The sequence below is a fragment of the Dactylosporangium sp. NPDC005572 genome (genome assembly GCF_040605515.1).
In the GTDB taxonomy this organism is placed as follows: Bacteria; Actinomycetota; Actinomycetes; order Mycobacteriales; family Micromonosporaceae; genus Dactylosporangium.
This window is the reverse complement of the sequence record NZ_JBEXCY010000003.1, coordinates 139,525-158,013: the sequence shown is the minus strand read 5'-3', so window position 1 is coordinate 158,013 and position 18,489 is coordinate 139,525. Positions and strand designations below refer to the sequence as shown.

Below are 18,489 nucleotides of genomic sequence, written 5' to 3'. Positions count from 1 at the left end.
GGAACGAGACTAGAACTCCACCGCACGTCCGCGGTCCGGTCCGCCCATGTCCCAGTCCTCCGCCGCCGTGGCCGCGACCGCTCGGGTCTCGGCCCAGGTGCGGATCGTGGCCAGGCGCTCGGACTGGGTGACGCTCAGCGGGACCATGTTCGCCGTGGCTCGGATCAGGTCGTCGTGGCGCAGCTCGCGGTGCTCGGAGAAGGCGTCGAACAGCCCGGCGATCACCGCCTGCTCGATCTCCGCCCCGGAGTAGCCGGCGCTGAGGTCGCACAGCTCGCGCATTGGCGCGTCATCGAGGGTGAGCGACCGGCGCTTGGCCACGTGCAGCCGCCAGATCGCCGCGCGCTCGGCGTGGGTGGGCAGGTCGACGAAGAAGATCTCGTCGAAGCGGCCCTTGCGCAGCAGCTCCGGCGGCAGCCGCTCGATGTCGTTCGCGGTCGCCATGACGAAGACCGACTTCGACTTCTCCTGCATCCAGGTGAGGAACGTGCCGAAGACCCGCGAGGTGGTGCCCGAGTCGCCCGTCGAGGACGAGAAGCCCTTCTCGATCTCGTCGACCCACAGCACGCACGGCGCCGTGGCCTCCGCGATGCGGATCGCGGAGCGCATGTTCTCCTCGCTCGACCCGACGATGCCGGAGAACACCCGGCCGACGTCCAGCCGCAGCAGTGGCAGGCCCCAGGCGGCGGCGACGGCCTTGGCAGTCAGCGACTTGCCGCAGCCCGGCACGCCGGTGATGAGCACGCCGCGGGGCGCCGGCAGCCCGAACCGCGTGGCCGCCGCCAGCCAGGTGTTGTCCCGCTTGGCCAGCCAGCGCTTGAGGTTCTCCAGCCCGCCGACGTCGGCCAGGTCGACGCCGGTGTTGACCAGTTCCAGCAGCCCGGACTTGCGGACCGTCTGCCGCTTCTCCTCCAGCACGACCGAGACGTCGCCGATGTCGAGCACGTTGTCGTTGACCATGGCCCGGGCGAAGGCGTTCTCCGCCTCCTGGAGCGTCAGGCCGACGGCCGCCTTCGCGAACCGCTCCCGGCCGGCGTCGTCGAGGTCGATGCGGATCCGCCCGGACGCGGCGTTGTCGGCGATCATGGATTCGAGCAGGGCGCGGATCTCGACCTCGGTCGGGTGCGGGAAGTCGACGATCGTGACGTCCTTCTCCAGCTCGACCGGCAGCCGCAGCACCGGCGAGACGAGCAGCAGCGTCCGCGGCGCGTCGCCGGCCTTGAACGCCGCCGCCGCGTCGCGGACCCGCCGCACGGCGATCGGGCTGCCCGGCCGGTCGGTGCTGCCCAGCGTCGTGTGCAGGTCCATGAAGACGAACACGGCGGGCTGGTTGATCCGCAGGACCGCCTCCAGCGCCGCCTCCGGATCGGTGGTGCCGTGCCGCGGCGTGCCGTCGGGCTGGACCAGCCCCCGGCTCGCCGACCAGATCCACACCGGCCGCGGCGTGCGCAGCTGGGTCGTGTCGCCGGCCACCCGCTCGACCTCGGTGAGGACCCGCTGCTCCTCGTAGGACTCGACGTACAGGACGGGGAACCGCGCCTTGAGCAGCTGCGCGAGGTTGCTGCGGAAGTCCCCGGTCATCCGCCCGACTGTAACAACCATCGACCAGCCGTGGGGCCCTACGAAGCGACCACCCGGTGCCGCTCCAGGTGGCTCATCACGGCCTGGTTGGCCTCCCAGCCGTCGGGGAACTTGACCACCTCGTTGAGGTACATCCGCCCGGTCGACGGGTGCGCGTCGAGCAGCTCCGAGATGCCGGCCCGCGCTACGGCGATGCACGCGTGTCGATGCCGGGAGGCGAGCACGCACAGCCGGCCCGCCTCCAGGTGAAACGCGGTCGCGTCGCGGCGGCCGGACAGGGGATGCCAGACGATGGTCACGTCGTACTCGCGGCCCTGCAGCCGGTTGGCGGTGTCGACGGTGATCCAGGAGTGCTCCGGCAGGTAGTGCCGCACGGCCGCGGCCTGGTCGCGGTGCGCGGTGCCGATGGCGATCCGCTGCGGCCCGACCGGCGTGCCACCGGGCGCCTTCTCCGATACGGCGATCGCACCGCGCTCCACCAGCCGCAGCGCCAGCAGCGCGCAGGCGGCGGCGACCTCCGCGTCGGTGCGCATGCTGTGCCGGGCCGGCAGCTCGTGCAGCGCCCACCCGGTGGCGGCGGCGGTGGCCAGGGTCGCGTCGAGCGGCGACGCGCCGAACGCCCGGGTGGCGAACGCCATCGATCGTTCTTCAGCAGTGGTACCGGAGGTGAAGCCCGTGAACGGGTAGAACGCCTCGGAGACGACAGGCGCCGCGGTGGCCGGCAGCCGCCAGGACACCGGCAGGCGGTGCACGGGCAGGTCCGGGTTGTGGCGCAGCAGCACCGCCACCGCGCTGAGCTGGGGATCCCAGGACAGCCCGGCCCAGCGCTCGGTCTCCACCGTCGAGAACGGATCCAGCTGCCCCGGGTCGCCGACGAACAGCGTGCGCTCGAACCGGCCGGCGACCCGCAGCAGCGCGTCGGAGCGCATCTGGTAGGCCTCGTCGACGATCGCCCACGGCCACGAGCCCTCGGTCAGCGTGGCCCACTTGGCGGCGGTACCGATGAGGACACTGCACCCGCCGAGGCCGGCCACGACGGAGTCGACCTGGACGTTGGGGTGGCCGGAGATGCGGGCCACCGGGACGTACCCCTGCGCGGACAGCCGCCCGATCGGCAGCTCCGGTGCCTGGCCAGCCAGGTTGGCGACCAGGTCGTCGACCTGCTCGTTGGTCTGGGCCACGACGGCGAGCGGCTCGCCGGTCGCGGCGATGTGCCGCGCGGCCCGCACGACCAGCGTCGACTTGCCGGCGCCGGGCGGCGAGTCGACGACGACCCCGCGCGCCGGCCCGTCGAACAGGTCGGCCATCACCGCGGGAAAGATGTCCACGGTCATGACCAGGCCTCCACGGCGTCCTCCTCGGTCGGCTCCGGCGGCGGTGGTGGGCCGCCGTGCGTCCACGGTGTGTCGGCGGCCGACGGGAACTGCCCGGTGGGCTGGTAGGCGTCGCTCAGCGTGCTGTAGGTGACCCACTCGCCGACGGCGGGGACGCTGCCGGCCGGGGCCTGGAGCGACCGGCCCATGCCGCCGGTGAGCTCCAGCAGTACCTCCAGGCCGTCGGCGGTCGGCGTCAGCTCGCGCAGCTCCGCCTTCTGCGCCGGCCGGGCCGGCGACACCACCGAGACGCCGACGCCGAGCCGCAGCCCGTCCCGGGTCCGCACGGTGATGCGCGGCCGCAGCTTGCGGCGGGTGCCGGAGGCGTCGATCCGGTCCGGCTCGGCCGCCACGACCTCACCGGCGAAGGCCTCGCCGGCCAGCCGGTACTCGGCCATGACCAGGGGGTCGTCGAGCGCCCGCTGCGCGTCGTACTGCGCCTGGGCCCGCTCCAGCCGGGCCAGCCGGCGGGCCGCGGCGACCGCACCGTCGCGGCGCGGCTGGGGCAGCGGGTTGTCACCGGCGAGGTAGCTGACGTAGTCGGTGTAGGCGTCGCGGTCCTCGGCCCAGCGCGACTCGACCCGCGAGCCGGCCGGCAGCGCGCGCAGCAGCTCCAGGCCCCGCCACATGAGCCGCCAGGTCGGCGCGAGCTGGCTCTCCAGCGCCGCCTCCAGCATTGTCCGGGCGGCGGGGGCGCCGTCGCTGCGGGCGTACCGGTTGATGGCCGGCTCCAGCTGCGCCTTGTCGAACACCGGGTCGGTCGCCGGGCCGGCCGGCGGCCAGCGCTCGGTGTCCTCGGCCTCCAGCGCCGCCTCGAACGGCGAGACCCCGGCCGGCGGGTCGAGCCAGGCCATCAGCGCGGCCAGGTTGGCGTCCTCGACCGTGCTCTGCCCGGTCGCCCAGTGCGCGCCGAGCTCGCTGGTCAGCGCGAGCATGAGCGCCGAGCCGGGGTGCTCGGCGCGCTCGGCGAAGAACGTGAGCCACCGGCCGAACGTGGGCACGATCCGGTCGACGGCGTACTCGCCGTAGGTGCGGCGCAGCCGGGTCGAGCGCCCGAAGAGCCGCACGAACTCGACGCCGCCCGGGTTGGGCACGACGAGCTGCGGCGCGTCGGTGAACCGGCGGCGGCCGCGCTGCTCCTCCTGGTGGCGGGCGAAGCTGTCCACATAGGACACCACCAGCCGGCCGAGCGCCGCCGCGAACGCGAACCGCTGGTCGCGGTTGCGTGGCTGCGGCACGATGAGCAGCCGCGGCGCGGCCGGATCGTCACCGACCAGTGCCGCCAGCGGGGCGTTGGCCTCGCCGGCCAGCGCGAGCGGGATCAGTACCAGCGGGCGGTCGGCGACGTGCGTGTGGCGCACGGTGGTGAGCCGCTGGGCCGCCTCCTCCTGGACCGCCAGTGCGCGCGCGAGGGAGGTGAGCGACGTCATGCCGGCATCCCGAAGCACTCGTTGCGCAGGCGCAGGGCTGCCCGCAGTATACCTGCCGCCTCATGCTGCTCGGAGGAGGGAGTCCGCTGTCCGGTGGCCAGGGCCAGCGCGGTGTCGATCCGCTCGACGCTGCCGAGCTCCTCGCTCACCGACCGCCCCAGCGCGTGCGTGGTGCCCCGGGCCTCGTCGCGGCAGAAGTACGAGAGCTCGCACATCGCCAGGCAGTCGGGGGAGTAGCGGGCCTGGATGTGCTCCAGCGCGTCCCGCAGCTCGCTCTCGGGGCGGGTCGGGCTGCCGTCGCGGTCCGGCACCAGGTCGAACGTGAGGTCGTCGTCGAGCGGTTCCAGCAGCGTGTCGATGCGTTTCATCCGGGCCAGCTGCCGGTCGAGCACGGTGAGCTGGCGGCGCACGTCGACCTTGGTGGCGACGGCGTGGTTGGCGAAGTTCTCGGGGTTGACCAGGACGACCTCGTGCGAGACGCGCCCCGGGTCCTGACCGAGGTCGGCGAGCAGGCGGCGCAGCGCGATCACGTAGACGGCCGACTGCACCGCGGCCGCGGCTACCTTGCCGCCGTCGGCCTGGCCGTCGATGACGGCGAACGACTTGATCTCGATGATGTAGAAGGTGCCCTCGTAGCGGAACGCGATGAGGTCCGGCTCCAGGTACACCTGCCGCCCGCCGACCGGGAGGCGCAGCAGCGGGTGGTCGAAGAGCGTGCCGTCCCCGTCCGTCGCGGTCAGCTTCTGCCGCGCGAGCAGGTGGCGGACCTCGGGCGACACGTTCCCGGCCGCCTCCTCCAGGTCGTGGTACGCCACCTCGGCGATCGACAGGCCGAGCACCTCGCGCAGCATCCGCAGCAGCTCGGCGCAGCCGTTGGCCTTGACCTGCGCCTCGAACGCGCGGGTGCGGGTGATCGTGAACGGCGACTGCCCGTACGGCGGGGGGAACCCGACCCGGGCGGCGACCCGGCGCTTGTCGATGCCGGCCGCGTCCATGACGGCGCGCCGGGAGCAGGCGGGGTTGGTGGTGAGCGCGGCGATCGTGCGCGCGTTGTGCGGCACCGGCGGCACCGGGCCGCGCAGGTGGTCGAGCCGTCGGTCGGTGCTGGTCATGGCTGGGTTTCCTCCACCGGCTTCAGGGTGCTGCCGAAGAGGCGGGCGACGTCGTCGAGCTGCGCTCGGGCTCGGGCGGCGGCCGCTTCGCGGTGCGACCGGTCGGTTGCGGCGTGGGTGGTGAGTTCGGACTCCGCGGCGCGGATGACCACGGCCGGCTTGGCCTGGCCGATCCCGTCGGCGGCCCCGGGGATGTTCTCGGCGAACAGCCACAGCAGCCGGGCGGTCGCGCGGTCGACCTCGACCCGCTCCGCGTGCCGGGCGATGTTGACCGCGGCGGTCAGGAAGTCGACGCGCGGGCTGAGCGCGCCGACGATGCGCTGCTCCAGCGCCCACGTCGACACCGCCAGCAGCCCGCGCACGGGTGCCAGCCGGTCGGCGGTGAGCGCGGCGCAGAGGTAGTACGGCCGGGCGAACGGCGCGGTGCGGAACGAGCGCTCCTCGTCGCGCCGCAGGCTGGTGAGCTTCTCACCGCGCATGTCGCCGCCGTAGCAGGCGTTGTACACCTGGGCGACCAGCTTCGGCGCGGCCGGGACGGCGAGCAGCGTGAGGGCGCTGTGGACCTGCTCGCGCAGGGGCACCAGCCGCGACCCGGCGGGCTGGCCGTCGTCCGGGGTCATCGCGTCCAGCGCGTCGTACCACGCCTCTTCGAGCGCGCGCAGCTCGGCCTTGAGCATGGCAACCTGGGGACGGTCGCCGGCGGCGGCCGCCTCGCGCATGCGGACCCGCAGCGGCTCGATCTGCCGCTCCAGCTCCTCAGCGTCATCGGCCACGTTCGCGACCCTACCGCGCTCCAGCATTTTCCAGCAATCCCCGACATTTACCCGGAACAAGTGGGCCGTTCGGCTGACCTTCGGATATAGGCTTGAGTCGCTCCAGTATCTTCCAGTAAGTTCCAGTAATCACTCGGCACTCTGGAGGCAGAGATGGAGCGACTGGCGGAGACGCTACTGCGCGGCCTGCAAGCGACGGGCCTGCGGCCCGTGCTGGTGTACGACCTGGAGTCGGCGGGGGAGACGGTGGTCGTGGCGGTGGTGTCCCCCGACCAGCCGTTGTCGGGCTGGGCCGCGCTGAGCGACCGCGAGCGGGATGTGGCCCGCCTGGCGGGTTCGGCGCTGACCAACCGGCAGATCGCCCGCCGGATGGGCATCTCCCGGCACACGGTGAACTACCACCTGCGCCATGTGTACCGGAAGCTGTCCATCACCTCGCGGGTAAGCCTGGCCCCGCACATCCCGTACCCGGAATGAGTCGGCACCGCATCGACCGCGCCCGCAGTTGATCGACCAGGTCGTTGCCCTGGCTGCGAGCCAGGGCAACGGCGCTAGCTTGTCGGCGTCGGCGTGGAGGCCGGCGCGGTCGGGCGCTCGCCGGGTCCGGTCTGCTGGGCGTTGTTGACCGCCGCGACCACGGCCAGCACGAGCACCAGGGCCACGATGATCGCGCTGAGGGCCCAGTCGAGACGAGCCTGCAGCGCCAGCACCGACATGCGGGCGGCCAGGCCGGCGAGCAGCAGGCAGAGCATGACGCCGATGCCCCTGTCGGCCGCCGTGGACCACGGGAACAAGGAGGGATAGGCGCCGAGCAGTGCCAGGAACAGGCCGGCCCATCCGGTCACGCCGGCGGCATGCTGCTTCCTGACCTGGCGCTCCGGCGTCCTACGGCGGACGACCCGCGCGCCGGGGGATGCGTTCGTGGCTCGACCTTCGTGTTGGGCTGAACGGCCTCTGGTTGAGGAGTTCATGTGACCACCCGTCAACTGTGTGTTGCACTCCCGTGCTCTTACGGTTACATTGATCAACGGAAAATGCAACTCCCGATTCGGGAGGCTCGCTACGGGATTCCTGTAGAGAGATCCCCGACGCGGGTCGACCTCTCCGGCGTAGAGTCGCGCGTGCAGGCGCAGGTACAGGAGGCTGACAGTGGCAACGCCGACCATCCGGAGGACGCTGCTTGCCCGGGAGCTCCGACGGCTTCGCCTCGAGGCGGGTCTGACCGTCGAGGAGGCGGCGGGCCGTGCCGGCATCTCCAAGTCCGCGCTGTCGCGCATCGAGAACGCCCTGGTCGCGGCGCGGCTGCCCGACGTGAGGGCGCTGCTGGCCGAGTACGCCGTCGATCATGGTGTCGCCGACCAGGTGCTCGACCTCTGCCGGGCGGCGAACGTTCGCGGCTGGTGGCAGAACTACCCCGACGTGCTGTCCGAGGGCGCATCCAGGTATGCCGCGCTCGAGTCGGATGCCCGGTCCATCCGGCAGTTCGAACAGGCGCTCATCCCGGGAATCCTGCAGACCAAGGGCTACGTCGCCACGCTCGTCCGGGCCCTCGGGCTGTCGGGCGCCGATGAGGAGATCGAGCGCTGGCTTTCGATGCGGATGAACCGGCAGCAGCGCCTGGCGGATGTCGAGTTTCAGCTGGTCGTCGACGAGTCGGTGCTCCGGCGTTCGTTCGGCGACCGGGCGATGCTGGACGAGCAGCTCGACTTCCTGGTTGAAGTGTCGCAGCGGGAGAACGTGGCGATCAGGGTCCTCCCGTTCGATGCCGGGCCGCACCCCTCGCTGAACGGAGGATTCACCGTTCTGGCGTTCCCCGACCCGTTTCCGCCCGTAGCCCACATTGAGACGGTCACCGGTGAGGTGTGGATCGAGGACGAGGAAAAGATCGAAGGCCTGTCGAAGACCTTCGACGTGCTCTGGGACAGGACGTTGGCACCTGATCCCTCCCGCCGGTTCATCGCCTCGCTGAGGACCGGGTGACGGCGAAGCTCGGGCCCGGTCGGCCGGACCGGGTCGTCGAGGTCACGGAAGACCTCACCGGGGCGCGGTAAGAACGGGGCCTCGGGGCGCACTACCTCGTGACGAGAGATCCTCGGCGCTGGAGGAGTGCAGCTTGTGAAGCATCCCGATGAAGGTCGCTGGTTCACCGCTCTCTACGGGGAGTATCGGCCGCGGGTGTACGCCTACGCGGTCAGCCGGGTCGGGCGGGACCTTGCCGACGACGTTGTCGCGGACACGTTTCTCGTGGTGTGGCGGCGGCTCGACGCCGTGCCGGGGGTGCCGTTGCCGTGGCTGCTCGGCGTGGCGCGCAACGTCATCCGGGAGCGGTATCGCGACGAGGTGCGGCAGGTGAGCCTGGCGGCCGAGATGCGGGCCTGGGTGGAGGAGGCGCAGGCCGACGTCGCCGACGGGGTCACCGAGAAGGCCGCAATGCTGGCCGCGCTCGCGCGGCTCGGCGACGACGACCGTGAGCTGCTGACCCTCGTGGCCTGGCACGGGCTCGGGGCCCGGGAGGCCGCGAAGGTCGTCGGCTGCTCCACGGCCACCTACTTCGTCCGGCTGCACCGCGCCCGGAAGCGGCTCGAGCAGGCGCTCGCCGGGTCGGCTCGTCGCACACCGCTCGCCCAACCGACGCAGGAGTACAGCCGATGAGCAAGATCATGCGTTCCCTAGCCGAGGCCCGCCCGAGCCGGCTCACTGCCGGGCCGACGCCCGACGACGTCTCGGCGATCATGTCGTACCCCAGGCCACCCGCACGCCGCCGCACCCCGTCACGGCGGCTCGTGCTGGCGGGGGCCGGGCTGGCCGCGGTCGCCGCGGTGACGGCGGCGGTCGCCCTGCGACCGGACGCGCCGGCCCCGGTGCCGGACACCGTCGCGGGCCAGTCGGCTCCGTCGTCGGCGCAGGCGGAGACCAACCTGCTGTTGGTCGCCGCGCAGCACAACGACGCCAAGCCCGTCGAGAGCGGCCGGTACTGGGTCGTGCGCACGGAGCACGGGATGCCGAGGACGACCGACGAGCAGTGGCTCGCGACCCGCGCCGGCGACCCCTCGGTCGCGTACATCCGCGGGCCCTCCGGCGGCTGGGCGGCCCGGCCGATGCAGGGGCACACCGCGGACAACAACTTCCTGGTGGCCGGGCTGCCCCGGTCCGCGGCCGCACTGGCCGCGCTGCCCACCGAGCCCGGCGCGCTCAAGGCGCGGCTGCTGGACTGGTATGCGGAGAAGGGCTCGGGGGAGAACCGGGACGAGTTCCTCTTCTACGCGGGCGCCGGCCTGGTGCTGGACCTGCCGGTCCCGGCGCCGGTGCGCGCGGCCGCCTACCGGATGCTGGCCCAACTGCCCGGCATCGCCACGCTGGGGCCGGTCACCGACGCCCTGGGCCGCAACGGTGTCGCGGTCGCCTACAGCCGGCGCGGCGACAGCGGGGCGGTCGGGCAGCAGCGGCTCGTCATCGACCCGGCGACGGGTGCGGCGCTGGCGCTGGAGTCGTGGACGAACGGCGTCCGCCAGTCGTACGGCGCCGTCCTCGCCGCGCGCTGGTCGGACGGCGCCCTGCCGGACGCCGCCGACCTCGACTGAAGGTTTGGTTGATGCCTGGGCAGTCGTCCTACGGGGCGATTGCCCAGAGCTGGCAGGTGTTGTTCAGCCACATCCAGAGCTGCACCTTCGTGCCGTTCGCGGTGCCGCAGTTCTGGTCGTCGAGGACCATGCCGCTGTTCTCGACCACGAGCTCGTAGCGGCCGTTGCCGGCGGGGATGACCGCCCACTGCTGGCACAGGTTGCCCAGCGACTGCCACAGGTTGGTGGCGGTGCCCAGCGCCAGGCCGCAGTTGACGGCGTCGAGGACCTTGTTGGCGTTGACGTTCGTGACGGTCCACTTGTTGGCGCCGACGCTGTTGAAGCGCCACTGCTGGCACGTGTTACCGAGCGACTGCCAGATGTCGATCTGGGTTCCGTTCGCGGTACCGCAGTTCACCGCGTCGAGCACCTTGCCGCTCGCGAGGTTCGTCAGCCGGTAGGTGGCGCCGTTCACCGGGAACGTGACGCTCTTGCTGTAGCCGACCGAGACGATGTTCGCCTGGACCGAGCTCTCGGTGGCGTCGGTCGGGTAGCCGCTGGTCATGACGCCCTCGAAGAACGAGCCTACGGAGCCGTTGCTGTTGTCGCCCCCGATGCCGAGGATGATCGCGCCCTGCTTGGTCATCGGGCGGTACCCCGCCTGGCTGGGCAGCGCGCCGTTGTACCGGGTGGCCAGGCTGCCGGACTGCGCGTTGCCGTCCTTGATGGCGTAGGTCGTGGTGCCGTCGTTCTTCAGCATCGCCGTCACGAACGGGGTGCTGCGCCCGGTGTTCGCGGTCCAGGAGCCGTTGCCGCCGGCGAACAGGCCGTTCTCGAGGTCGGCGGCGACGCGCGGGCCGCCCGCGCACGGCGAGAACCAGCACAGCGTGCCGAAGTAGATCGCGTCCATGTCGCCGTTGCCGGTGTCCATGTTGTTCGTCTCGGCGTTGCCGTAGTCGAAGCAGCAGCGGTCGTTGACGTGCGTGCCCTCGGTGACCATGTACATGCCCTCGGGCTGGCTGCCGGTGGCGATGCCGTTGGTGGCGTTGTTGCGGTAGCCGTTGCCGGCTGAAATGTACACGCCGTAGACCTTGTGGCCGCCGGCCGTGACCGGCAGGGCCGCGGCGTTCGCGCCCTGGTCCGGGGTGGGGTTCGCGCCGCCGCCCGGGGCGATCGTCAGGTCGTTGTGCCGGGAGGTCTGGTCGTAGATGCGCACGATCGTGCAGTACGTGCCGGAGCAGAACGAGTCCTGCGCCGCCGCGTTGGCGTAGCCGCCGGCGCTCAGCACGCCGATGTTGGACGTGGCGCCGTCCGACCAGCGCCGCACCTGGTAGAGCGAGCCGTTGTACGCGCCGAACAGCGCGCGGGTGGTGCTGTGCGCGGCGACGCAGGGGGTGCCGCCGCCGGCGTAGATGTCACAGGGCAGCGTGCCGGCGGCCTGGGCGGTGCCGGGCACGGCGACCAGCGCCGCCGCGACGAGCGCCGCGGCGGCGCCCGGAAGGATGGTGCGCCGCAGCCGGCGCGCGGACCAGAAACCCATGGCGGGGGCCTCTCTGGGATGTTAGCGCTCACATATCGGGCCGAACTCCGGGGCGGAGTAAGCGCAGATATTGGATGTCATGAGTGTTATCGCTCACATCGACGATGTCAACCACCTGTCAGCCGACTGCAGGTGGACTGCAATTCCCCGCCGTCATCGTCGGCGCCATGACATCGCGCCTGGATCAGTACCGCAACCGGTTCAAACGCGAACCCCTGGACTACCGCCCGTCGTCCGCGACGGGCGCGGCCATCGTGCTCGTGGTCCTGGGATCGATCGGCGTCGTGCTGGGGGTGAGCATCCTCAGCAACAGCGATGCCGAGGGCTCCTGGCTGTTCGCGCTGGTGATCGCTGCCATCGTCGTACCGGCCGCCGAGGCGGTCGGCGGCATCGGCGTCTGGCAGGGCCGCCGCTGGGGCCGCTGGCTGGCGCTGTTCGGCTGCGCCGCCCAACTGCTGGCCTGCTTCCTCTTCCTGACCAACGGCCGGCCGCTCGTCGGTCTCTTCGGCCTGGCCATCTACATCGGACTCGGCCTCCAGCTCTGCCTGGACTCGGTCGTGCGGTGGTGCCACCGCTGACCGATCATCGGGAGATGGTCGAGATCCGAGAGTGCACGGCCGGCGACGCGGCGGCCGTGGCGGAGCTGGCAGCACAGCTGGCGCAGTCGTTTGCCTTCGCGCCGGAGCGGTTCCGCGAGAGCTACGCGGCGCTGCTCGATGACCGCGGCGCCTGCCTGCTGCTGGCCGTCGACGACGGGGAGGCGGCCGGCTACCTGCTGGGGTTCCGGCACCTGACGTTCTACGCCAACGGGCCCGTCGGCTGGGTCGAGGAGGTGCTCGTGCGGCCCTCCCGGCGCTCCGGCGGGGTCGGGCGGGCGTTGATGGACGAGTTCGAGCGATGGGCCGCGCGGCGCGGGTGCGCGCTCGTCGCGCTCGCGACGCGGCGGGCGGCCGGATTCTACGCGGCGCTGGGCTACGAGGAGTCGGCCAGCTACTTCCGCAAGGTGCTGCCGCCCCAGTGATGTCGCACGAGGTCGGTGGGCATCGGGGGCAGGGCCGGCCGGAGTCGAACCGGCGTCCCCTGTCCTGCAGAGACGGTGCGACTACCTCTGCGCTACGGCCCTGCCGGGTCGAAGTCTAGAGGTGCCGCAGGAAGGCCAGGTCCGGGCGGGTCGTGGACCGCGCCGGGCTGGGCCAGCGGCCGGTCGAGCGGGCGTTCGGGTCCGCGCCCGCCGCGAGCAGGGCGCGGACCAGGTCCGGGGTGCCGTGCGCCACGGCGTCGTGGAGCGGCGTCCTGCCCTCCAGGTCGCGGACGTCCACCGGCAGGCCCGTCGCCATCAGGCGGTCCAGCAGGTCGGCGCCGGTCAGCCAGGGGAGCAGGTGCAGCAGCGTGCGGCCGCGCTCGTCGCGCAGGTGCGGGTCCAGGCCGTTGTCCAGGGCGCTCGCCAGGGCGGGGCCGTCGCCCTGCTGGACCAGGGCGAGCACCGAGGCCCGCAGGGTGCGCATCGGGCTCGGCATGCGGACCGCCGGGTCGCGCCAGCCGTCGTACGCCGCCACGCAGCCCTGGACCTCGCCGCCCAGGGCGCGGAGCATGCGCTCGCGGTCGATCTCGGCCGGCGAGTGGGGCAGGGCGAGCGTGCCGTCGCGCATCACCACCTCGTGGGTGGCGTGGTCGCAGTGGACGCGCACGACCGGACGAAGGCGTTCGACCGGGTGGGCCGGCGGCGGTGCGCCCGGGAACAGGGCCTCGTGCACGAGGGGATGCAGGTCGGCCGGCCGCAGGCGGCCGGTGAGCAGGCCGTCCAGGGCCGGCGGGCGGCGCACCAGGGAGTGCGGGAGCGTGGGTACCTCGGCCAGCGGGCGGCCGAACTCCGCCACCTCGGCGCGGCGGCGGTCCTCGTCGACGCGGTGGTACGCCGCGCGGCGCACCAGGCGGACCCGGGAGGGCGGCCGGCCCAGGACGAGGTAGTGGCCGCGGAAGTCGATCTTGACGAGTTCGGAGGCGGGGGCCACACGGCAGGCGACCGTGGGAAGCGCGAGGTGCATCGGGCGCAGCCAGCCCAGGGCGGCGTCGGGGTCCGCGGAGGACTCCAGGGTGTAGCCGGCCGCCGCCCAGGCCTCCGCGTGGCGGCCGGCGTCGTCCAGCCGCAGCAGGGCCGCCAGCAAGCCGCCGGTCCAGCCCGCGCATTGTGTGCCGAGCTCAGCGGTACACCTGGAGTCCCATCGCTCCCGGTGGAGCAGCATGGTGTCGTCGCGCCTGGCCCACCGGTTGGCGCCGGCCAGGGGCCAGAAGCGCAGGATGATCCGTTGCGGGTGGCCCACCCGCTCCGGTGCGAACGCGATCAGCGCCTGCCGGTCGCCGAGCATCGCCAGCGGGTAATACCGGCCCGCCCGCAGCAGGCCGTCCGGGCGCCTCGGCAGGTGCCAGCGCAGCAGGTCGGGGACCAGGTGGCGCAGCTCGTCCTCGACCGCCGACGCCACCTCGGCGCCGTCGCGGCGGGCGATGTCGGCGAGGTCGATCTGCTCGTGGACGAACGCCGCGGCGCACGCGCCGCGCCAGTCGCCCGCGAGGCGGCGCGATGTCGCGTGCTCGACCATCCAGGCGGGCACCACCCGACGAGGATACGGGGGCAGGGCCGGCCGGAATCGAACCGGCGTCCCCCGGATTGGGAGTCCGGCGCGTCGACCTCTGCGCTACGGCCCTGCCGTCACACACAGTACGGGGGCAGGGCCGACCGGAATTGAACCGGCGTCCTCCCGGAATATGAGTCCGGGCGCGTCGACCTCTGCGCTACGACCCTGCCGTCGCACACAGTACGGGCTCCTCCAGGAACTCCTCGATCATCGGGGCCAGTACCTCGGCGCGATGCGGGATCGTGGTGTGCGTGGTGCCGGGCAGGATCGCCAGGCGGCAGGCCGGCAGCCCGGTCAGGTCGCCGGGCACGCCGCCGCCGAGCAGCCGGAACATCTCCACGGCGTGCTCGGGGGTGACGATGTCGGCGTCGCCGAGCACGAGCATCGTCGGGGCGTCCAGCGCGCGGATCTGCGCGGCCGTCCAGCTCGGGAGGTTCGCGTCGAGCACCTTCATCTTCGTCACGAGGTTCGCCCAGCCGGCGGGGTCGGGCGCCGTGCGGAGGTACTCCTCGTGGAACTCCGAACCGTGCAGGTGCTCCGGCTGGAGGTCCTGGATGCCCTCCAACAGCCCGGGGTACACACCGCCGAGGTCGAAGCTCACCGATGCCAGCACCAGCCGGCCGACGCGGGCGGGGTGGTCGGTGCCGAGCCGCAGCCCGACCGACGCGCCCATGCTCCAGCCGAAGACGTCGGCGCGGTCGAGGCCGAGCCGGTCCAGCAACTCGACCACGTCATCCGCGAAGTGCTCGATGGTGAACGGCCGGTCGATGTCGGGCGTGCGGCCGTGCGCCTGCAGCTCCACCGCGATCACCCGCCGGGTGCGGGAGAGGCTCGGCAGGATCTGGCCGAACGAGGTACCGATGCCGGACAGCGCGCCGTGGATCAGCACGAGCGGCCGCGCGCCGCCGCTGCCGTGCGACTCGAAGTAAAGCTCCATGCAGCGACGATGCGCCGGCGCGCTTTCGGTCCGCTTACGATGGGCGCCGTGCAGTTCGGGGTGCTCGGGCCGCTCGCCGTCACCACCGACGCCGGCGAGCCGGTGGTGGTGCCCGGCACGAAGGTGCGGATGCTGCTCGCCGACCTGCTCGTGCACCGCAACCAGGTGGTCTCGGCCGACCGGCTCATCGACGACCTGTGGGGCGACGACCCGCCCGCCAACGCGGCCGGCGCGCTGCAGGTGCGGGTGTCGCAGCTGCGCAAGGCCCTCAACGACGCCGAGCCGGGCGCCCGCGACCTGATCGAGTCGCGGCCGCCGGGGTACCTGCTGCGTGCCGTGATTGACGCGGACCGATTTCTGGCCGAGGCGCCGGAGGCGGCGCTGCAACTGTGGCGCGGCGAGCCGTACGCCGACTTCGCCGACGAGGAATTCTGCCGCGCGGAGGCGACCCGGCTGAAGGAGCAGCGCCTGGTCGCGCTGGAGCGGCTGGCCGAGGCCCGGCTGGAGCGCGGCGAGCACGACCTCGTCGCCGCCGACCTGGCCGAGCTGGTCGCCCGGCACCCGCTGCGGGAGGGGCTGCGCGCGCTGCACCTGCGCGCCCTCTACGCCGCCGGCCGCGCGGCGGAGGCCCTCGACAGCTACGCCGACCTGCGCGAACGCCTCGCCGAGGAGCTGGGGCTCGACCCCGGGCCGGAGCTCGTCGCGCTGCACCAGCGCATCCTGCGGCAGGACGCCGGGCTGAGCCCGCCGCCGCGGGCCGCGATCGTCCGCAACGCGCTGCCGGCCCGGCTCGACGAGCTGGTCGGGCGGGCCGAGGCGCTCGCCGAGCTGCGCGCGCTGCTGCCGCAGCAGCGGCTCGTGACGCTCATCGGTCCTGGCGGCGTCGGCAAGACGCGGCTCGCGATCGAGGCTGCTCGATCACAGGACGGTGTGCACCTCGTCGAGCTCGCGCCGCTGCCGACCGGCGACGAGCATCTCGCCGAGCACATCCTCAGCACGCTGGCGATCCGCGAGGAGGGCGACGCGACCGAGCGGCTCGTCGCGGCGCTGCGGCTGTCGAGGACCCTCCTGCTCGACAACTGTGAGCACGTCGTCGAGCCGGCCGCGGCGCTGGTCGGCCGGCTGCTGCGGGACGTGCCGGGGCTCAGCGTGCTGGCCACGAGCCGTGAGCCGCTGGGCATTGCCGGGGAGGTGCTCTGGGAGGTACCGCCGCTGCATCTGCCGGAGGACGACCACGACGTCGACGCCGTGCGGCGCTCGCCCGCGGCCCGGCTGTTCGCCGCGCGGGCCGCCGCGCAACAGCGCGGGTTCCGCCTCGACGCGCGCACCGCGCCCGCCGTCGCGCAGCTGTGCCGCCGCCTCGACGGCCTGCCGCTCGCGCTCGAACTGGCCGCGACCCGCGTACGGGCGTTCGGGGTGCAGGGCGTGATCGACCGGCTTGAGTCGCTGGCGACGCAGCAGCGGGACGTGCCACCGCGGCAGCGGACGATGACCGCCGTCATCGGCTGGAGCTGGGACCTCCTCGACCCGGTCGACCAGCAGGTGCTGGCGGGGCTCGCGGTGTTCGCCGACGGCTGCACGCCCGAGGCCGCCGAGCGGGTCTGCGGCACCGATCCGGACGCGCTGGCGCGGCTGGTCGACCGCTCGCTCGTCGTCGCCGACGACGGTCGATATCGGCTGCTGGAGACGGTGGCCGCGTTCTGCCTGCCGCGGCTTGCCCGCCTCGCCGAGGTGCGCGCCCGGCACGCTGCGTACTACACCGAGCTCGCCGAGCAGGCCGACCCGTTGTTGCGCGGGCCCGAGCAGCAGGAGTGGCTCGCCCGGCTCGACGCCGAGACCGGCAACCTGCGCGCGGCGCTCGTGCACGGCGGCGGCCTGCGCCTGGCCAACGCCCTGACCTGGTACTGGTTCCTACGCGGCCGGTTCGCCGAGGCCCGCCGCGCGCTCGCTGCGGACGGCTCGCCGGCCGAGGCCGCCGCCGCCGCGCCGTGGCGGGCCGGGTTCGCGCTGCTGCAGGGCGATCCGGTGGTGTCCCTTGATGCGGCGCTGGTCGATGCCTCCCCGCGGGCACGGTGGTTCCTGGCACACACGGCCTTCGATGCCGAGCTGCTGCCCGACGCGCCGGACGATCCGTGGACCGAAGCGGCGGTGCTCGCGTCGCGGGCCATGCATGCCCATGCCTCGGGGGATTTGGCAGTACTGCAAGAGGCCGCGACCCGGAGCGCCGCCATCTTCGCGGCATTGGGTGACCGGTGGGGCCGGCTGCAGGCCAACGACTGGCTCGGCGGCCTGGCCGAGATGCGCGGCGAGCACGAGCGGGCCGCGGCCCTGCATCGGGAGGGGCTGCGCTGGGCCGAGGAGCTGGAGCTGTGGCCCGACGTCGGGACCAAGCTGTCCTGGCTGGCCTGGATCGCGGTGCAGACCCGCGACCACGCCGTCGCACTCGAGCTGGCCGAGCGGGCGTACGCGCTGGTCGTCGAGCACGGCGCGCCGTCGGCGGTGGTGTTCGCGGAGCTGTCGCTCGGCTTCGCCTGCCGGCGCTCGGGCAAGCTGGACCTGGCCGTGCAGCACCTCGGCGGGCTCGTCGACGCCGGGCGGCGGGAGCCGCGGCCCGCGCTCTACCTGCCGATGGTGCTGGTCGAGCTCGGGTACGCACGATCTGCGCTCGGCGATGCGGCGGCCGCGCTGCGGCTGCACACGGAGGCGTTCGACCTGGCGGTGCTGAACGGGTGGTCGCGGGACGCGGCCGGGGCACTGGAGGGCATCGCCTCGGCCGCCCCGGACCCCTCGGTCGCGGCCCGGCTGCTGGGCGCCGCGGCGGCGGCCCGCGAGTCGCTCGACGCGCCGGCGTCGCCGGCCGAGCGGGACACGATCGCCGAGGTGTCGGCGCGGCTCTCGGCGGCGCTGGGTGCCGCTCGGCTTGCCGAGCTGATCGCTGCGGGAAGGCGGCTGAGCCCGGGCGAGGCCCGGGCCCTGCTCGCCTCTGACTAAGCGGCCTCGGGGCGGTACGACACGATGATCACGCCGCTCTTGTGCACGCGAGTGTCGATCAGCTCGAACGCCGCCTTCACGTCCTTCAGCGGCGTGCTGACGCTGTCGCCGCCCTCGATGACCGGGCAGATCCAGAACCGGACCTCGTCGACCAGCCCGGCCTTGATCAGCTGCGTGGTGACCGAGCCGTAGCCGTACTGCAGGATGTCCTTGCCCTCCTGCGCCTTGAGCTTGCGCACCTCCTCGACCAGGTCGCCCTGGAGCACCTCGGAGTTGTTCCACTGCGGGTCGCTGAGGGTGCGCGAGGCGACGTACTTCTTGACGTGGTTGAAGTAGGCGGCGCCGGTGGTCGGGTCGTTCTCGTCCTGCAGCGGCCAGGCGGCCGCCATGCCGTCGTAGGTGGCCCGGCCCATGAGCAGCGCGTCGGCGTTGTCGGTCTGCATCCCGGCGAACTCCATGGCCTCCTCGTCGAAGTACGGGGTGGTCCAGGCCGGGTTGTCGATGACCCCGTCGAGCGTGATGTAGGTCGAGTTGATGAGCTTGCGCATCGGGACTCCTC

Annotated in this window: 17 protein-coding genes and 3 tRNA genes; 7 read left to right on the top strand and 13 right to left on the bottom strand. The window is 72.9% G+C overall.

Going from position 1 to position 18,489, the window contains the following annotated elements:
* Window positions 1-9: 9 nt before the first annotated feature.
* The 5 genes from ABZS66_RS02990 to ABZS66_RS02970 are packed head-to-tail and all read right to left on the bottom strand — an operon-like array spanning window position 10 to window position 6,269.
* Window positions 10-1,581, bottom strand: a complete 1,572-nt coding sequence (locus ABZS66_RS02990) for an AAA family ATPase (RefSeq protein WP_354754546.1) — start codon at window positions 1,579-1,581, stop codon at window positions 10-12.
* A gap of 38 nt (window positions 1,582-1,619) precedes the next feature.
* Complete coding sequence (locus tag ABZS66_RS02985; RefSeq protein ID WP_354754545.1) at window positions 1,620-2,915, bottom strand: AAA family ATPase; 1,296 nt, start codon at window positions 2,913-2,915, stop codon at window positions 1,620-1,622.
* Entirely contained in the window at window positions 2,912-4,384 is a 1,473-nt protein-coding gene (locus ABZS66_RS02980) for a hypothetical protein (protein WP_354754543.1), read from the bottom strand. Before ABZS66_RS02980 ends, ABZS66_RS02985 begins: the two co-directional genes overlap by 4 nt.
* Complete coding sequence (locus ABZS66_RS02975; protein WP_354754542.1) at window positions 4,381-5,496, bottom strand: hypothetical protein; 1,116 nt, start codon at window positions 5,494-5,496, stop codon at window positions 4,381-4,383. The genes ABZS66_RS02980 and ABZS66_RS02975 overlap by 4 nt, the downstream gene beginning before the upstream one ends.
* The gene (locus ABZS66_RS02970; RefSeq protein ID WP_354754540.1) at window positions 5,493-6,269 is read right to left on the bottom strand and encodes a hypothetical protein; all 777 of its coding nucleotides are present in this window, start codon (window positions 6,267-6,269) and stop codon (window positions 5,493-5,495) included. The genes ABZS66_RS02975 and ABZS66_RS02970 overlap by 4 nt, the downstream gene beginning before the upstream one ends.
* 153 nt (window positions 6,270-6,422) lie before the next feature.
* Between ABZS66_RS02970 and ABZS66_RS02965 the strand changes: the two genes are divergently transcribed.
* Entirely contained in the window at window positions 6,423-6,746 is a 324-nt protein-coding gene (locus ABZS66_RS02965) for a helix-turn-helix transcriptional regulator (RefSeq protein ID WP_354754539.1), read from the top strand.
* A gap of 74 nt (window positions 6,747-6,820) precedes the next feature.
* On the opposite strand, the gene ABZS66_RS02960 is transcribed toward ABZS66_RS02965, so the two are convergent.
* On the bottom strand, window positions 6,821-7,114 hold the full coding sequence (locus ABZS66_RS02960; RefSeq protein WP_354754537.1) for a hypothetical protein: 294 nt from the start codon (window positions 7,112-7,114) through the stop codon (window positions 6,821-6,823).
* A 304-nt stretch (window positions 7,115-7,418) separates the two neighbouring features.
* Here ABZS66_RS02960 and ABZS66_RS02955 point away from each other — a divergent pair, with 304 nt between their 5' ends.
* From ABZS66_RS02955 to ABZS66_RS02945, 3 genes are all read left to right on the top strand, one after another.
* Window positions 7,419-8,249: a helix-turn-helix transcriptional regulator gene (locus tag ABZS66_RS02955; RefSeq protein WP_354754536.1), complete on the top strand. Its 831-nt coding sequence runs from the start codon at window positions 7,419-7,421 to the stop codon at window positions 8,247-8,249.
* 135 nt (window positions 8,250-8,384) lie between these two features.
* Window positions 8,385-8,921: an RNA polymerase sigma factor gene (locus ABZS66_RS02950; RefSeq protein ID WP_354754534.1), complete on the top strand. Its 537-nt coding sequence runs from the start codon at window positions 8,385-8,387 to the stop codon at window positions 8,919-8,921.
* Window positions 8,918-9,850, top strand: a complete 933-nt coding sequence (locus ABZS66_RS02945; RefSeq protein ID WP_354754533.1) for a CU044_5270 family protein — start codon at window positions 8,918-8,920, stop codon at window positions 9,848-9,850. The genes ABZS66_RS02950 and ABZS66_RS02945 overlap by 4 nt, the downstream gene beginning before the upstream one ends.
* A 28-nt stretch (window positions 9,851-9,878) precedes the next feature.
* Here the strand turns inward: ABZS66_RS02945 and ABZS66_RS02940 are convergent, their stop codons facing one another.
* A complete protein-coding gene (locus ABZS66_RS02940; protein ID WP_354754531.1) occupies window positions 9,879-11,369 on the bottom strand; it encodes an arabinofuranosidase catalytic domain-containing protein in 1,491 nt (496 codons plus the stop codon).
* Between the two features lie 167 nt (window positions 11,370-11,536).
* Here ABZS66_RS02940 and ABZS66_RS02935 point away from each other — a divergent pair, with 167 nt between their 5' ends.
* Together ABZS66_RS02935 and ABZS66_RS02930 are read left to right on the top strand one after the other, a co-directional pair.
* A complete protein-coding gene (locus tag ABZS66_RS02935) occupies window positions 11,537-11,947 on the top strand; it encodes a hypothetical protein (protein ID WP_354754530.1) in 411 nt (136 codons plus the stop codon).
* Window positions 11,948-11,961: 14 nt separating this feature from the next.
* Window positions 11,962-12,390, top strand: coding sequence for a GNAT family N-acetyltransferase (locus tag ABZS66_RS02930; RefSeq protein ID WP_354754528.1), 429 nt, complete (start codon window positions 11,962-11,964; stop codon window positions 12,388-12,390).
* A gap of 29 nt (window positions 12,391-12,419) precedes the next feature.
* On the opposite strand, the gene ABZS66_RS02925 is transcribed toward ABZS66_RS02930, so the two are convergent.
* The 5 genes from ABZS66_RS02925 to ABZS66_RS02905 all read right to left on the bottom strand — a co-directional run bounded on the left by ABZS66_RS02925 (window position 12,420) and on the right by ABZS66_RS02905 (window position 14,939).
* Window positions 12,420-12,492, bottom strand: a tRNA-Ala gene (locus ABZS66_RS02925).
* A 13-nt stretch (window positions 12,493-12,505) separates the two neighbouring features.
* Window positions 12,506-13,981, bottom strand: a complete 1,476-nt coding sequence (locus ABZS66_RS02920) for an ankyrin repeat domain-containing protein (protein WP_354754527.1) — start codon at window positions 13,979-13,981, stop codon at window positions 12,506-12,508.
* An 18-nt stretch (window positions 13,982-13,999) separates the two neighbouring features.
* Window positions 14,000-14,072, bottom strand: a tRNA-Gly gene (locus tag ABZS66_RS02915).
* Window positions 14,073-14,094: 22 nt separating this feature from the next.
* A tRNA-Met gene (locus tag ABZS66_RS02910) sits at window positions 14,095-14,169 on the bottom strand.
* A complete protein-coding gene (locus ABZS66_RS02905; protein ID WP_354754525.1) occupies window positions 14,160-14,939 on the bottom strand; it encodes an alpha/beta hydrolase in 780 nt (259 codons plus the stop codon). The genes ABZS66_RS02910 and ABZS66_RS02905 overlap by 10 nt, the downstream gene beginning before the upstream one ends.
* 48 nt (window positions 14,940-14,987) lie before the next feature.
* Here ABZS66_RS02905 and ABZS66_RS02900 point away from each other — a divergent pair, with 48 nt between their 5' ends.
* Entirely contained in the window at window positions 14,988-17,930 is a 2,943-nt protein-coding gene (locus ABZS66_RS02900) for a BTAD domain-containing putative transcriptional regulator (protein WP_354754523.1), read from the top strand.
* Here the strand turns inward: ABZS66_RS02900 and ABZS66_RS02895 are convergent.
* Window positions 17,927-18,478 (bottom strand): dihydrofolate reductase family protein, encoded by a 552-nt coding sequence (locus ABZS66_RS02895; protein WP_354754522.1) that lies wholly within the window; start codon window positions 18,476-18,478, stop codon window positions 17,927-17,929. The two genes, ABZS66_RS02900 and ABZS66_RS02895, sit on opposite strands and share 4 nt — an antisense overlap.
* Window positions 18,479-18,489 lie beyond the last annotated feature (11 nt).